Consider the following 13,591-nt stretch of genomic DNA (forward strand, 5'->3'; position numbering starts at 1 on the left):
CCACTGACAATCGCTCTGACCAGCAGCTTTCCCCACATCGGCGGCATAACACCCCCCGGATGTGCGGTCGGTGGGCCGATGCTGGTACTTTTTGAACTGACCAGTCAGTTCAAAAAGAGGGGGAGGGTGTGGACAGCCCGCACGGAGCGGCCGTCACGGCCGAGAACTTCGGACTCAAGGGCCCGCGCGGCTGGGTCTTCCGAGGGGTGTCGCTCGACGCCCCGGCCGGTTCGCTGATCGCCGTCGAAGGGCCCTCCGGCAGTGGCCGGACCTGCCTGCTCCTCGCGCTCACCGGCCGGATGAAGACCACCGAGGGATCCGCCGAGATCGCCCGCCACCGGCTGCCGAAGAAGACGGCCGCGGTCCGCCGCATCGCCGCCCTCGGCCCGGTCCCCGGGGTCACCGACCTCGACCCCGCGCTCACCGTCGCCGAGCAGCTGCGCGAGGGCGCCCTGCTCCAGCGCCGCTACGAGGGACCCCTGCGCGCCCTGCTGCGCCCCCGCGCGGAGCGCGCCTCGGGCGCCCAGGTCCGCATCGACGCCGCGCTGGCCGCCGTCGGACTGCGCCTGGAGACCCTGCCCAAGGGCCCGCGCACCTCCGTGCGCGACCTGGAGCGGCTGGAGGCGCTGCGGCTGTCCGTGGCCATCGCCCTGCTCGGCGGCCCCCGGCTGCTGGCCGTCGACGACACCGACCTCAAGCTGTCCGGCGCCGAGCGCGAGGAGGCCTGGACGCTGCTGCGGCACATCGCAGACTCCGGCACCACGGTCCTCGCGGTGTGCAGCGAGGCACCCGCCGGCGCGGTGGTCCTGCGGACGGGCGAAACCGGTACCCCGGTCCCGTCCGAGACCACGGACACCACGCAGACCACCGGCACCGCCGGCAGCGAGGCGGACGCCACCGACACCGCCGCCACCGAGACGGACACCACCGACACGAAGGGGGAGGCGGATGCGCTCGCCGAAACTCGCCGCGCTTGAGCTGAAGCGGTTCGGACGGGGGAAGCTGCCCGCCGCCGCGCTCGTGGCCCTCCTCCTGCTGCCGCTGCTCTACGGCGCCCTGTACCTCTGCTCGTTCTGGGACCCGTACAGCCGCCTCGACAAGCTCCCCGTCGCGCTCGTCAACGACGACAAGGGCGCCGACGCGGCCGGCAAGCACATCGACGCGGGCGGCGAGATCACCAAGAAGCTGCGCCAGAGCAAGACCTTCGAGTGGCACGAGGTCGGCTCCGACGAGGCGGCCAAGGGCCTGGAAAAGGGGAAGTACTACCTCTCCCTCACCATGCCCGCCGACTTCAGCCGGAAGATCGCCTCCAGCTCCGGTGAGGACCCCACCACCAGCGCCCTCCAGGTCCGCACCAACGACGCGAACAACTACATCGTCGGGTCGATCTCGCGCACCGTCTTCGCCGAGGTCCGCTCCGCCGCCTCCGCCAACGCCTCCCGCGGGTTCCTCGACAAGATCTTCGTCTCCTTCTCCGACCTGCACGACAAGACGGCCGAGGCCGCCGACGGCGCCGACAAGCTCAAGGACGGCGCCGGAAAGGCCAAGGAGGGCGCCAAGGACCTCGCCGACGGCCTGGACACCGCCAAGGAGAAGACCGGCGAACTGGCGGGCGGGATCAAGAAGCTCGACACCGCCGCCGGCCAGCTGGAGACGGGTACGAAGGACCTCGCGTCCGGCACCCAGGCCCTCGCCGACAAGGTCCACGGCGCCGCCGACAAGGCGCGCCCGCTGGTCAAGGACCCCAAGCAGCTCTCGGACACCGCCGAACTGGTCGCCGACACCGCGCGCACGGTCAACAACCACCTCGACACCTTCGCCAAGAAGGCGCCCGACGCCGCGCGGGTGACCCAGCGCGTCTCCACGGGCGCCGCCTCGGTCTACGCCGACGTCTGCACCAAGGCCACCGGCCCCCAGCCCGCCTCCTGCCCGCAGCTGAAGAGGGTCAAGGACGACGCGGCCGAGGCCGCCGAGCTGACCTCCGACGTCAACACGCTGGTCAAGGACGCGGGCGGCGACCTGGGCAAGCTCAAGGGCCAGCTGACCACCCTGGAGACGCAGGCCCGCGACCTCGCCGCCAAGGCCCCGGCGCTCTCGTCGGACCTCGACGCGGCCGTCGCGAAGGTCGACGCCCTCAACACCGGCGCCCACAAGGTCGCCAAGGGCACGGCCCAGCTGCACACCGGTCTCGGCACCGCAGCCACCGGCTCCAGCGGCCTGGAGACCGGCGTGGGCAAGCTCGGTGACGGCGCCCACACCCTCGACGGCGGCATGTTCAAGCTCGTCGACGGTACGGGCGACCTCGCCACCGGCCTGCACGACGGCGTCGGCAAGATCCCCGACTACGACCAGCCCCAGCGCGACGCCCGGACCCAGGTCATGGCCGACCCGGTCAAGCTCGCCAACGAGTCCCTGCACAAGGCGCCCAACTACGGCACCGGCTTCGCCCCGTACTTCATCCCGCTCTCCCTCTGGGTCGGCGCGATGGTCGCGTACATGCTGATCGCCCCGCTCAACAAGCGGGCGCTCGCCGCCGGGGCCTCGTCCTGGCGGATCGCGCTGGCGGGCTGGCTGCCGGTGGCCGGGCTCGGCATCGTCCAGGTGGGCGCGCTGATGTCCGTACTGCACTGGGGCCTCGGCCTGGAGATGGCGCGCCCCGCCCTCACCCTCGGCTTCCTCGCCGTGGTGACCGCCTGCTTCGCGGCGATCGTGCAGTGGCTGAACGCCAAGTTCGGGGCGGCCGGGCGGATCCTCGTCCTCGTCGTCCTGATGCTCCAGCTGACCTCGGCGGGCGGCACCTACCCCGTCCAGACCAGCCCCGGCTTCTTCGGCTGGATCCACCCCTACCTGCCGATGTCGTACGTCGTCGAGGGCCTGCGCCGACTGATCACCGGCGGCGACCTCGCCCCCGTCTGGACCGGCTTCGCCGTCCTGGCCGCCTTCACCGTCGGCGCCCTCGCCCTCACCACGCTCGCCGCCCGCGGCAAGCAGGTGTGGTCGATGTCCCGGCTGCACCCCGACCTGAGCCTGTAGGAGAGCGGGGACCTGTGAGAATCAGCGCCATGGACAGCAGCAGCACCGGCACAGGCACCGGTACCGGCACCGGCCGACGCCAGGCCACGCGGCAGAAGCTCTACGAAGCGGCCGTCACCCTCATCGCCGAACAGGGGTTCTCCGCGACCACGGTCGACGAGATCGCCGAACGGGCGGGCGTCGCGAAGGGCACGGTCTACTACAACTTCGCGAGCAAGACCGACCTCTTCGAGGAGCTGCTGCGGCACGGCGTGGGGCTGCTGACCGCCTCGCTGCGGACCGCCGCCGAGGAGACCGAGGCGCGCGGCGGCACCCGGGTCGAGGCGCTCGACCAGATGATCCGGGCCGGGCTCGTCTTCATCGACCGCTACCCGGCCTTCACCCAGCTGTACGTCGCCGAACTCTGGCGGACCAACCGGGCCTGGCAGTCCACCCTCATGGTGGTCCGGCAGGAGGCGGTGGCCGTGGTGGAGACGGTGCTGCGGGAAGGGGTCGAGCGGGGCGAACTCAGCGCGGAGATCGACGTGCCGCTGACGGCGGCCGCGATGGTCGGGATGGTGCTGGTGGCCGCGCTGGACTGGCAGTCCTTCCAGAGCGAGCGGTCGATCGACGACGTGCACTCGGCGCTGTCGCTGCTGCTGCGGGGGCGGGTCAGCGGAAGCCGGTGACCCGGTCGGCGGTGTCCGGCCGGCGAGCCGGACGCGTAGAACTGAGTATCCGTACCCAGGTGCGGCGGCGCGGAAGCTGAGTATGCGCGCGGATGGGCCGGCCCATGGGGCGGCCACAGAATGGGTGCGACGGACGGGGCCCCGGCCCGCACCGCGGACACGGGGCCGCGGAGCGGGGCGGGGATCCTGCCGCCGAGTGCGGGGCGGGGGGCCCGGCAGTCGGAGCGGTGCGCCGGTGGGGTGGGCTCGGGGGGATCGAGCCCACCCCACCGGCGTCTCCGCGTGCGTCTCCCCTGCGGGGGGCAATTCCAGCCCGCCCGGGTTCCGGGCCTGTCGGCTGTTGCCTCCGGCGGGTCCTCAAACGCCGGACGGGCTGGAGGGGGCGGCCCCACGGGGCATTGCAGCCTGCCCGGCGTTTGAGGGCCCTCGCCGGAGGCGTCCGCGAGGGGCGGGGCCCGTGTCGCGGCCTGGTGGCCGTTGCCTCCGGCGGGTCCTCAAACGCCGGACGGGCTGGAGGGGGTGGCCCCACGGGGCATTTCAGCCTGCCCGGCGTTTGAGGGCACCCGCCGCCGGGTCAGGTGCGGCGGGGGCGGAGGCGCTGCGTCAGGGTGGTGGCGCGCTGCGTCAGGACGGACCACTGCGCCGCTGCGGCGCGGGTGAGGCGGGCCGCGGAGCGGGGGGCCAGGAGGGCGCGCAGGCGGGTCGGGCGGGAGACCGCGGCCAGGAGGGCCCGGCGGGCCGCCAGGACGTCCGGGGCCAGGTCGTGCGCCGGGGGCGCCGCGGACGGGGGCGCGTACAGCACGCGTTCCACCGCCCCCGCGACCCGGTGCACGGCCTCCGCCGCACCCGCATCCGCTTCCAGCCGCCCCCGCCGCACGATGCGCCCCGCCGCAGCCCGCGGCGACAGCGCCCCGTCGGGCACGATGCCGACGTCCCACGCCGCGTCCCCGAGCTCCCGCCAGGCCTCCAGCGGGTCCCCGGAGCGCAGCCGCCGCCCCCGTACCCGGCTCCGCCACAGCAGCGGCAGCAGGGGCAGGGCGATCAGGACCGCCCCCAGCGCGGCCCAGCCGAGGACCGCCCCGGCCGAGACGCCCCCGTCACCCGATCCGGCGCCCGCGCCCGCCGCCGCGTCGCCGCACTCGCCGAGCCGCTTCTGCTGCGGCGGACAGTCCTGGGACGCGGAGGGGGCCGGGACCGGGGCCGAAGCGGACGCCGACGGCAGCGCCGCCGAGGCGGACGGCTGCGCGACGGGCGTGTCCGGCCGGGTGTACGCGGGCGCCGTCCCCCGCTGCGGGGTCGGCTCGAAGCGGGTCCAGCCCACCCCCTCGAAGTACAGCTCGGGCCACGCGTGCGCGTCCCGCATCGTCACGACGACGCTGCCGTCGGTCTGCCGGGTGCCCGGCGCGAAGCCGACCGCGACCCGGGCCGGGATCCCCAGCGAGCGGGCCATCGTCGCCATCGAGAAGGAGAAGTGGATGCAAAAGCCCCGCTTGTCCGCCAGGAACCGGGCGATGGCCTGCGAGCCGCTGCCCGAGGCGACCTTGGTGTCGTAGGTGAAGCCGCCGTCGACGGCGAAGTAGTCCTGGAGCTTCACGGCCTTCGCGTAGTCCCCGCGCGCCCCCTGGGTGACCTTGCGGGCCGTTTCCGAGACCACCGCCGGCAGGTTGTCCGGCAGCCGGGTGTTCTCGCCGAGGACGCTCGGCGCGGCGGCCGGGGCCGCCGCGAGCTGGTCGGCCGTCGGCCGCAGCTCGACGCTGCGCACCGTGTACTGCGCGCCCTGGGCGTTCTGGTACTTGTCCTTGCCGAGCTGCTCGCCGACCAGGGTCCGCCCCACCGGCTCGAACCGCCAGCGCCCGCGCACCTCCACGGCCGTCGCCGGGTAGGGCATCGGCAGGTAGCGCTGCGCGTAGGTGTCGGACGCCGAGATGCTGGTACGGATCTCGCCGGAGCCCTCCCGCAGCTCCCGGCTCAGCCCCGGCGGGTCCGGCAGCCGCTGCGGGACGTCGCTCAGCGGGCGCGCGGACGCCTCCCACTTGACCCCGTCGAACTGGTCGAGGGAGAGGATCCGCAGGTACTGGTCGGAGAGTTCCCGGCTGTCCGTGCGGTACTTCAGCACCTCGCGGTTGTCCTGCGTGTTGAGGCTGTCCTGGAGGGCCACGAGCGGGTTGACCGCCTGCGTGACCCCGGTGCCCTGCCCCGCGCCGCCCGAGCCGCCGCCCTGGGAGTCCAGCAGGCCGCTGCTCATCGAGGGCAGCGCCACCGGAACCGCGAGGGCGAGCCCGAGGGCGACCGCGCCGATCCGCCGCCCGGTGCGGACGGGGGCCTGCGGCCGGCTCCCGGCGCCCGGGCCCGTACGTGGCGCGCCCCCGCCCGGGGCCGCGCCGCCGAAGACCCGGCCCCACTGGGCCAGCCGGTCCCGGCTCTCGGCCAGGAGCAGCAGCAGGTAGCCGCAGCCGGACAGGACGAACCACAGCCAGGACGCGCCGCCCCCGCCGTTGAGGCCGGCGGCCACCGAGTACAGGGCGAGCAGCGGCAGCCCGGCCGCCGCGGCGGCCCGCGCGGTCACCGCCAGCATGTCCACCAGCAGTCCGATCAGCAGGACCCCGGAGATCAGCAGCAGCCGGATGCCCTCGGTCAGCGGCGCGGGCAGCGCGAACTCGCCGACGTCGCGCAGCCCCTGCCCGTACAGCCCGCCGAAGTCGGTGACCAGGTACGCGAGCGGCCCCGAGCCGGTCGGGGCGCCCTTCCCGGCGAAGAGCAGCAGGAGCAGGAGCAGGCTCACCAGCAGCTGCGCGGCCACCGTGAGCGGGCGCGCCAGCGGCACCCGCCGGGCCCCCGCGCCGACCGCGCTCTGGACGGCGGCCAGCGCCGCGGCCTGGAAGATCCAGGTCGTCGGATGGACCAGCGGCAGCAGGGCGCCCGAGGTGAGCAGGGTCGCCAGCAGCGCGTAGAGGGTCAGTCTCGCCCGGCCGCTCATGGCCTGCCTCCGGAGGTGTTCATGTCGTGGCCCTGGTCCTGGCCGTGCCCGGTGCCCGCCTGCCGCCAGAGGTCGGCGAAGGCGGTGCCGGGCGGCACGGCGACCGCGGTCCAGCCCGCGTCGCGCAGCTGCCGCAGCCGGTCGGCCAGGGGGGTGGGCGCCGCCGCGGACGGCCCGGCGGACGGCCCCCCGGGCGCCGCCAGCGGGTCGGCCCAGGCGTCGGTGTCGATGACGAAGGCGATCGCGCCCCCCGACCGGCCGCGCATCTTGGCGGCCATCGCGGTCTGTACGTCGTCCAGCTCGCCGAAGAAGGCGACGAGCAGCCCGTCGTGGCCGGCCCGCACCTGGTCGTGGGCGCGCGAGAGTCCGGCCCCGTCGGAGTGCCCGACGATCGCGAGGGTGTCCATCATCAGCCCGGCCGCCTCGGCGGACTCGTGGCCGCCGGAGGAGAAGCCGCCCGCGCCCTCGCCGGGCACCGAGTTCCCGGTGTCGGTGAGCAGCCGGACGGAGAAGCCCCGCTCCAGCAGGTGCACCAGCGCGGAGGCGGCGCCGGAGACGGCCCATTCGAAGGCCGAGTCGGGGCCCGCGCCCTCGTAGGCGAGGCGGCGGGTGTCCAGCAGCACGGTCGCCCGGCTGCGCTGCGGCTGCTCCTCGCGGCGCACCATCAGCTCGCCGTAGCGGGCGGTGGAGCGCCAGTGGACGCGGCGCAGGTCGTCGCCCTGCCGGTAGCCGCGCGGGATCACGTCGTCGTCCCCGGCGAGCGCGAGGGCGCGCAGGCTGCCGTCGCCGTAGCCTGAGGACTCCCCGGCCAGGCGTACGGGCGGCAGGGGCTCGGTGCGCGGGATGACGGTGAGGGTGTCGTAGGTGCTGAACGAGCGGGTCAGCTCGACCAGCCCGAAGGGGTCGGCCAGCCGCAGCTGGAGCGGCCCCAGGGGGTAGCGCCCGCGCAGGTCGGAGCGGACCCGGTAGGACACCTCGCGGCGGCCGCCCGGTTCCATCCGGTCCAGGACGAAGCGGGGCCGGGGCCCGAGCACGTAGGGCACCCGGTCCTGGAGCATCAGCAGGCCCGTGGGCAGCCGGGAGGCGTTGTCCATCCGCAGCTGCACCCGGGCCTCGGCGCCCGCGGGCACGCGCATCGGGGTCAGCCGGCGGCTGCCGGAGACCCGGTAGCGGGTCCGATGCAGGGCGTAGACGCAGATCAGCGGCAGGACGGCGAGCAGCAGCCCGACGCGCAGCAGCTCGGCCTGGCCGAGGACGTAGGCGCACAGGGCGGCGGCGATGCCCGCGGCCAGGAAGGACCGGCCGCGGGTGGTGAGCCCGGAGAGCGCCGCGCGCACCCCGGGTCCCTCGCCGGCACCGCCAGGGGTACCGGCGGCCATCAGAAGCTCCGGGCGCCGGCGCCCGGCGGCTGCTCGCCGCGCGCGCCGGCGGCCGGGACCGGGGTGCGCTGCAGGATCTCGGCGACCACCTGTTCGGAGGTCCGGCGGCTGAGCTGGGCCTGCGCGGTGGGCAGCAGCCGGTGCGCGAGCACCGGGGCGGCCAGGGCCTGGACGTCGTCGGGCAGGACGTAGTCGCGGCCCGACAGGGCGGCGGAGGCCTTGACGGCGCGCAGCAGGTGCAGGGTGGCCCGGGGCGAGGCGCCCAGGCGCAGCTCCGGGTGGCTGCGGGTGGCCGAGACCAGGTCCACGATGTAGCGCCGCACGGGCTGGGCGACGTACACCGCGCGGACGGCCTCGATCAGCTTGAGGATGTCGTGCGCGTGCGCGACGGCGGTGAGGTCGTCGAGCGGGGAGAGCCCGCCGTGCACGTCGAGCATCTCCAGCTCGGCGTCGGGGCTGGGGTAGCCGACGGAGACGCGCGCCATGAAGCGGTCGCGCTGCGCTTCCGGGAGGGGGTAGGTGCCCTCCATCTCCACCGGGTTCTGGGTGGCGACGACCATGAAGGGCGAGGGCAGCCGGTAGGTCTGCCCGTCGCTGGTGACCTGGCGTTCCTCCATCGACTCCAGCAGCGCCGACTGGGTCTTCGGCGAGGCCCGGTTGATCTCGTCGCCGATCACGATCTGGGCGAAGATCGCGCCCGGCTTGAACTCGAACTCGTGGCGCTGCTGGTCGTAGATGCTCACACCGGTGATGTCGGAGGGCAGCAGGTCCGGCGTGAACTGGATCCGCTGCACCGAGCAGTCGATGGACTTGGCGAGCGTCTTGGCCAGCATGGTCTTGCCGACGCCGGGCACGTCCTCGATGAGGAGGTGCCCCTCGGCGAGCAGGACCGTCAGCGCGAGGCGGACGACCTCGGGCTTGCCCTCGATCACGCTCTCGACCGAACGGCGGATCCGCTCCGCCGTCGTGGTCAGATCAGCGAGGTTCGCTCGGTCGTCATACGTGGTCACCTGGTTCTCCTGGCCCTTTCACCGGGCCGACGCCCATTTGCGCATGTTCGGCCCACCCCGAAACACACATTGTTGACGGCGTGACGGCCCGGTGTCACTCAAGAGGCTGCATCGATCTCCCGGAGCAGGCCGGTGTGCACGTCGAAGACGAAGCCGCGCACGTCGTCGCGGTGCGGCAGGAAGGGGTTGGTCCGGACCCGCTGCATGGACTGGCGCACGTCCTGGTCCACGTCGCGGAAGGCCTCGACGGCCCAGGCGGGGCGCTGGCCGACCTCGTCCTCCAGCTCGTGGCGGAAGTCCTCGGTCAGGCTTTCGAGGCCGCAGCCGGTGTGGTGGATCAGTATCACGCTGCGGGTGCCCAGGGCCCGCTGGCTGATGGTGAGGGAGCGGATGGTGTCGTCGGTGACCACGCCGCCGGCATTGCGGATGGTGTGGCAGTCGCCCAGCTCCAGTCCCAGGGCGGCGTGCAGGTCGAGGCGGGCGTCCATGCAGGCCACGACGGCCACGCCGAGGACCGGGCGGGCGTCCATGCCGGGGTCGGCGAACCGGTCGGCATAGCGGGCGTTCGCCTGGACGAGGCGGTCGGTGACGCTGCCGCGCTCCGAAGACTCGGGCGCGGAGTCGGCAGGCAGGTGTGCGGAAGTCGTCATGCCTACGACGTTAAGGGTCACCGCTGGTGCGAGCAGGGAGTGAGGGCGGACAAAGAACGTCAATGGACCTTGTTGTGAGCTAACCCACAAGGGTGTGACGGACGCGGCCGTCCGGGTGATTCGCGGCATTTGCCGGTTCATCGCGAGGGCGGCGCACGGCGCGCGGGGCGGTTCGTTGACCGCGGCGACCGTTGGACTAAAGTGGCGCGAACCGGCCGGGGCCCGGCCCTCACCGGCCTCCCGGCCCCCGATGAAACTCCGCGTGCGCGGCGCGTACGCACGGCCCGGCCGCCCCCGGCTCTCCGGCCGGCCCGGTGGTGCGTGCGCCTGCCGCGCCGTTATCTGAGAGGGCGCTGTGACTAGCGAGTCCCGACACGTCCCGGTGATGCTCCAGCGGTGCCTGGACCTGTTGGCCCCGGCCCTGGAGAGGCCCGGGGCCGTCGTCGTCGACTGCACCCTCGGCCTCGGCGGCCACAGCGAGGCCCTGCTGACCCGGTTCCCCGAAGCGCGCCTGATCGCGCTCGACCGCGACAAGGAGGCGCTGCGGCTCTCCGGCGAGCGGCTCGCCCGCTTCGGTGACCGCGCGACCCTGGTGCACGCGATCTACGCCGACCTCGCCGAGGTGCTCGACGGCCTCGGCACGCCCACCGTCCAGGGCATCCTCTTCGACCTCGGCGTCTCCTCCATGCAGCTGGACGAGGCCGACCGGGGCTTCGCCTACGCCCAGGACGCGCCGCTGGACATGCGGATGGACCAGACGACGGGCATGAGCGCCGCCGAGGTCCTCAACACCTACCCGCCGGGCGAGCTGGTGCGGATCCTGCGCCAGTACGGCGAGGAGAAGCAGGCCAAGCGGATCGTCTCCGCCGTGGTGCGCGAACGCGAGAAGGAACCCTTCACCAACAGCGCCCGGCTCGTCGAACTGATCCGCGACGCGCTGCCCCAGGCGGCCAAGCGGACCGGCGGCAACCCGGCCAAGCGGACCTTCCAGGCCCTGCGCATCGAGGTCAACGGCGAGCTGTCGGGGCTGGAGCGGGCGATCCCGGCGGCCGTGGAACGGATCGCCGTCGGCGGCCGGATCGCGGTGCTCTCCTACCACTCGCTGGAAGACCGGCTGGTCAAGCAGGTCTTCGCGGCGGGCGCCGCGAACACCGCGCCGCCCGGGCTGCCCGTCGTACCGGAGAAGTACCAGCCGAAGCTGAGACTCCTCACCCGCGGCGCGGAGCTGCCGACGGAGGAGGAGATCGCGGAGAACCGCCGCGCGGCCCCGGCCCGCTGCCGGGGCGTGGAGCGGATCCGGGCGGAGCACCTGTGAGGCCGGGCGGCGCATTCGTGACGCCGGGCGGCACGGCCGTGGCCACGGTCCCGCGGCGGGCCCACCGGGAGGAGGCAGGGTGAGCAAGGCCGGGCGGACGCCCTTCGTGCTGCTGGTCGTCGCCCTGCTCGGCGGCGGCCTGATCAGCCTGCTGCTGCTGAACTCGGCGCTCAACCAGGGTTCCTTCCACCTCAGCAAGCTGAAGAAGGAGACCACCTCGCTCACCGACGAGCAGCAGGCCCTCCAGCGCGACGTGGACGCCCAGTCGGCGCCCGACGCGCTGGAGCGCCGGGCCCGCGAGCTCGGCCTGGTGCCCGGCGGCAGCCCGGTCTTCCTCGGCGCCGACGGCACCGTCCGCGGCACGCCGACCGCCGCCGACGCCCCCGCCCCGCCCCCGCCGCCCCCCGCCGCCCCGGCGGCCCCCGCCGCGTCCTCCGCGCCGCCGGCCGCCCCGTCCGCCGCCCCGCAGCCCCCGGCGGCGTCCGCCGGCCCGTCGGGCGCCCCGCCCGCCGCGGCACCCGGCGCCGTCCCGCCCCCGCCCTCCGCGGGCAAGCCCACCCCGACCCCCGGCAGGTGACCGAGTGAGCCCCAAGGAACCTCCGCGGCGGCGGATCCCCGGGCCGCCCAGGCCCCGTACGACCGCGCGCCCCGCCGCCCGCCCGGCGTCCCGCCCCGCCACCCGCCGGCCCGCCGCGCCCCGGGCGCCGCACACGATCCGGCTCGGCGCCCCCAAGCCGCGGCTGCGGCTGGTCGGGGTCGCGCTGACGCTGGTCATGGCGGCCTTCGTCGTCCGGCTGCTCCAGGTCCAGGCGGTCGACGCCTCCTCCTTCTCCGCCGCGGCCTCCAAGAACCGGTTCGCCAACTACACCCTGGCCGCCGAGCGCGGGAACATCACCGACCGCAAGGGCGTGGCCCTGGCCACCAGCGTCGACGCGCACGACATCACCGCCGACCCGTCGATGTTCACCCCGCAGGAGAGCAAGGCCCCGGACGCCCCCGCGCAGGCCGCCGCCCTCCTCGCGCCGATCCTCGGCGAGGACGCCAAGGAGCTGACGGAGCGGCTCGCGACGAAGAACACCCGCTACGTCGTCCTCGCCCACCGCCAGACCCCCCAGGTCTGGAACCAGATCAAGGACCTCAAGCGGGTCTTCGCCGAGAAGGCCGCGGCCGACAAGAAGAACAACGGCCCCGGCGCCAACGTCCTCGCGGGCGTCTTCCAGGAGCCCAGCAGCAAGCGGGTGTACCCCAACGGCGACCTGGCCGCCGGGATACTGGGTTACGTCAACGCCGAGGGCAAGGGCGCGGGCGGACTGGAGTCCTCGCTCGACAAGAAGCTCTCCGGCAAGGACGGCCAGCTGACCTACGCCCAGTCCGGCGGCCGCCGCGTCCCGACCGCCGGGTCCAGCGAGAAGCCCGCCGTGCCCGGCCAGGACATCGAGCTGACCATCGACCGCGACATCCAGTGGGCGGCGCAGAGCGCGATCGCCGAGCAGGTCCAGAAGTCCGAGGCCGACCGCGGCTACGTCATCGTCCAGGACACCCGCACCGGCGAGGTCCTGGCCATGGCCAACGCCCCCGGCTTCGACCCCAACGACCTCGGCAAGGCCCGTTCCGCCGCCATGGGCAACGCGGCCCTCCAAGACGTCTACGAGCCCGGCTCCACCGCCAAGGTGATGTCGATGGCGGCCGTCCTGGAGGAGAAGAAGGCCACCCCCGCCACCCACGTCACCGTCCCCAACCGGCTGCACCGCGGCGACCGGCTCTTCAAGGACGACATCGACCACCCGACCTGGAACCTGACCCTCAACGGGGTCCTCGCCAAGTCCAGCAACATCGGCACCATCCTGGCCACCGGACAGCTCGGCCCCACCCAGGCCGAGGCGAACAAGGTCCTGTACTCCTACCTGGACAAGTTCGGCATCGGGCAGCCCACCGGCCTCGGTTACCCGGGCGAGTCCCGCGGCATCCTGGCCAGGCCCGAGGCCTGGTCCACCTCCCAGCAGTACACGATCCCCTTCGGCCAGGGCCTCTCCCTCAACGCCATGCAGGCCGCCTCCGTGTACTCGACGATCGCCAACGGCGGTGTCCGGATCACGCCCACCCTGGTCCGCGGCACCAAGGGCCCCGACGGCCGCTTCACCCCGGCCCCCGCGCCCGAGAAGCGCACGGTGGTGAGCCCCGAGACCGCCAAGACCCTGGCCGCGATGCTCGAATCGGTCGTGGACGACCAGGAGGGCACCGGCACCAAGGCCCGCATCCCGGGCTACCGGGTCGGCGGCAAGACGGGAACGTCCAACCGGGTGGATCCCGCCACCGGCCACTACAAGGGCTACACCGCGTCGTTCGCGGGTTTCGCCCCCGCCGACGACCCCCGCATCACCGTGTACTGCGCCATCCAGAACCCCACCAAGGGCAGCTACTTCGGCGGACAGATCTGCGGGCCCATCTACAAGAAGGTCATGGAGTTCGCCCTCAAGTCCCTCCAAGTCGCCCCGAGCGGCACCGCCCCCGCCGGACTGCCGGTCACCTTCGAACCCGGCCAGTGAGCAGACCGCCGCG

Annotated in this window: 10 protein-coding genes; 6 read left to right on the forward strand and 4 right to left on the reverse strand. The window is 74.0% G+C overall.

Annotation, left to right across the window (positions count from 1 at the left end; genetic code table 11):
* The first annotated feature begins 128 nt into the window (after positions 1-128).
* Genes AC0693_RS08875 through AC0693_RS08885 form a run of 3 tightly spaced genes read left to right on the forward strand, consistent with a single transcriptional unit; the run spans position 129 to position 3,701 of the window.
* Positions 129-977: an ATP-binding cassette domain-containing protein gene (locus AC0693_RS08875; protein ID WP_478801309.1), complete on the forward strand. Its 849-nt coding sequence runs from the start codon at positions 129-131 to the stop codon at positions 975-977.
* Complete coding sequence (locus AC0693_RS08880; RefSeq protein WP_478741459.1) at positions 949-3,033, forward strand: YhgE/Pip family protein; 2,085 nt, start codon at positions 949-951, stop codon at positions 3,031-3,033. Before AC0693_RS08875 ends, AC0693_RS08880 begins: the two co-directional genes overlap by 29 nt.
* Before the next feature lie 29 nt (positions 3,034-3,062).
* A complete protein-coding gene (locus AC0693_RS08885) occupies positions 3,063-3,701 on the forward strand; it encodes a TetR/AcrR family transcriptional regulator (protein ID WP_356412184.1) in 639 nt (212 codons plus the stop codon).
* Between the two features lie 574 nt (positions 3,702-4,275).
* Here AC0693_RS08885 and AC0693_RS08890 read toward each other — a convergent pair.
* The 4 genes from AC0693_RS08890 to AC0693_RS08905 form a co-directional block, all read right to left on the reverse strand.
* Positions 4,276-6,678, reverse strand: coding sequence for a transglutaminase TgpA family protein (locus AC0693_RS08890; RefSeq protein ID WP_478801310.1), 2,403 nt, complete (start codon positions 6,676-6,678; stop codon positions 4,276-4,278).
* Positions 6,675-8,057 (reverse strand): DUF58 domain-containing protein, encoded by a 1,383-nt coding sequence (locus AC0693_RS08895; RefSeq protein ID WP_469319556.1) that lies wholly within the window; start codon positions 8,055-8,057, stop codon positions 6,675-6,677. Before AC0693_RS08895 ends, AC0693_RS08890 begins: the two co-directional genes overlap by 4 nt.
* Positions 8,057-9,067 (reverse strand): AAA family ATPase, encoded by a 1,011-nt coding sequence (locus tag AC0693_RS08900; RefSeq protein ID WP_356412190.1) that lies wholly within the window; start codon positions 9,065-9,067, stop codon positions 8,057-8,059. Before AC0693_RS08900 ends, AC0693_RS08895 begins: the two co-directional genes overlap by 1 nt.
* A gap of 98 nt (positions 9,068-9,165) precedes the next feature.
* On the reverse strand, positions 9,166-9,780 hold the full coding sequence (locus tag AC0693_RS08905) for a beta-class carbonic anhydrase (RefSeq protein WP_468467574.1): 615 nt from the start codon (positions 9,778-9,780) through the stop codon (positions 9,166-9,168).
* A gap of 292 nt (positions 9,781-10,072) precedes the next feature.
* Between AC0693_RS08905 and rsmH the strand changes: the two genes are divergently transcribed.
* From rsmH to AC0693_RS08920, 3 genes are all read left to right on the forward strand, one after another.
* The gene (gene rsmH, locus AC0693_RS08910) at positions 10,073-11,032 is read left to right on the forward strand and encodes a 16S rRNA (cytosine(1402)-N(4))-methyltransferase RsmH (RefSeq protein WP_478801311.1); all 960 of its coding nucleotides are present in this window, start codon (positions 10,073-10,075) and stop codon (positions 11,030-11,032) included.
* Between the two features lie 79 nt (positions 11,033-11,111).
* Positions 11,112-11,609 carry a cell division protein FtsL gene (gene ftsL / locus AC0693_RS08915; protein WP_356412194.1) on the forward strand — a complete coding sequence of 166 codons (498 nt, stop codon included), beginning with the start codon at positions 11,112-11,114 and terminating at the stop codon, positions 11,607-11,609.
* Between the two features lie 4 nt (positions 11,610-11,613).
* The gene (locus tag AC0693_RS08920; protein WP_469319555.1) at positions 11,614-13,578 is read left to right on the forward strand and encodes a peptidoglycan D,D-transpeptidase FtsI family protein; all 1,965 of its coding nucleotides are present in this window, start codon (positions 11,614-11,616) and stop codon (positions 13,576-13,578) included.
* Positions 13,579-13,591: the final 13 nt, after the last annotated feature.

The organism is Streptomyces sp. NPDC043876 (assembly GCF_056435825.1).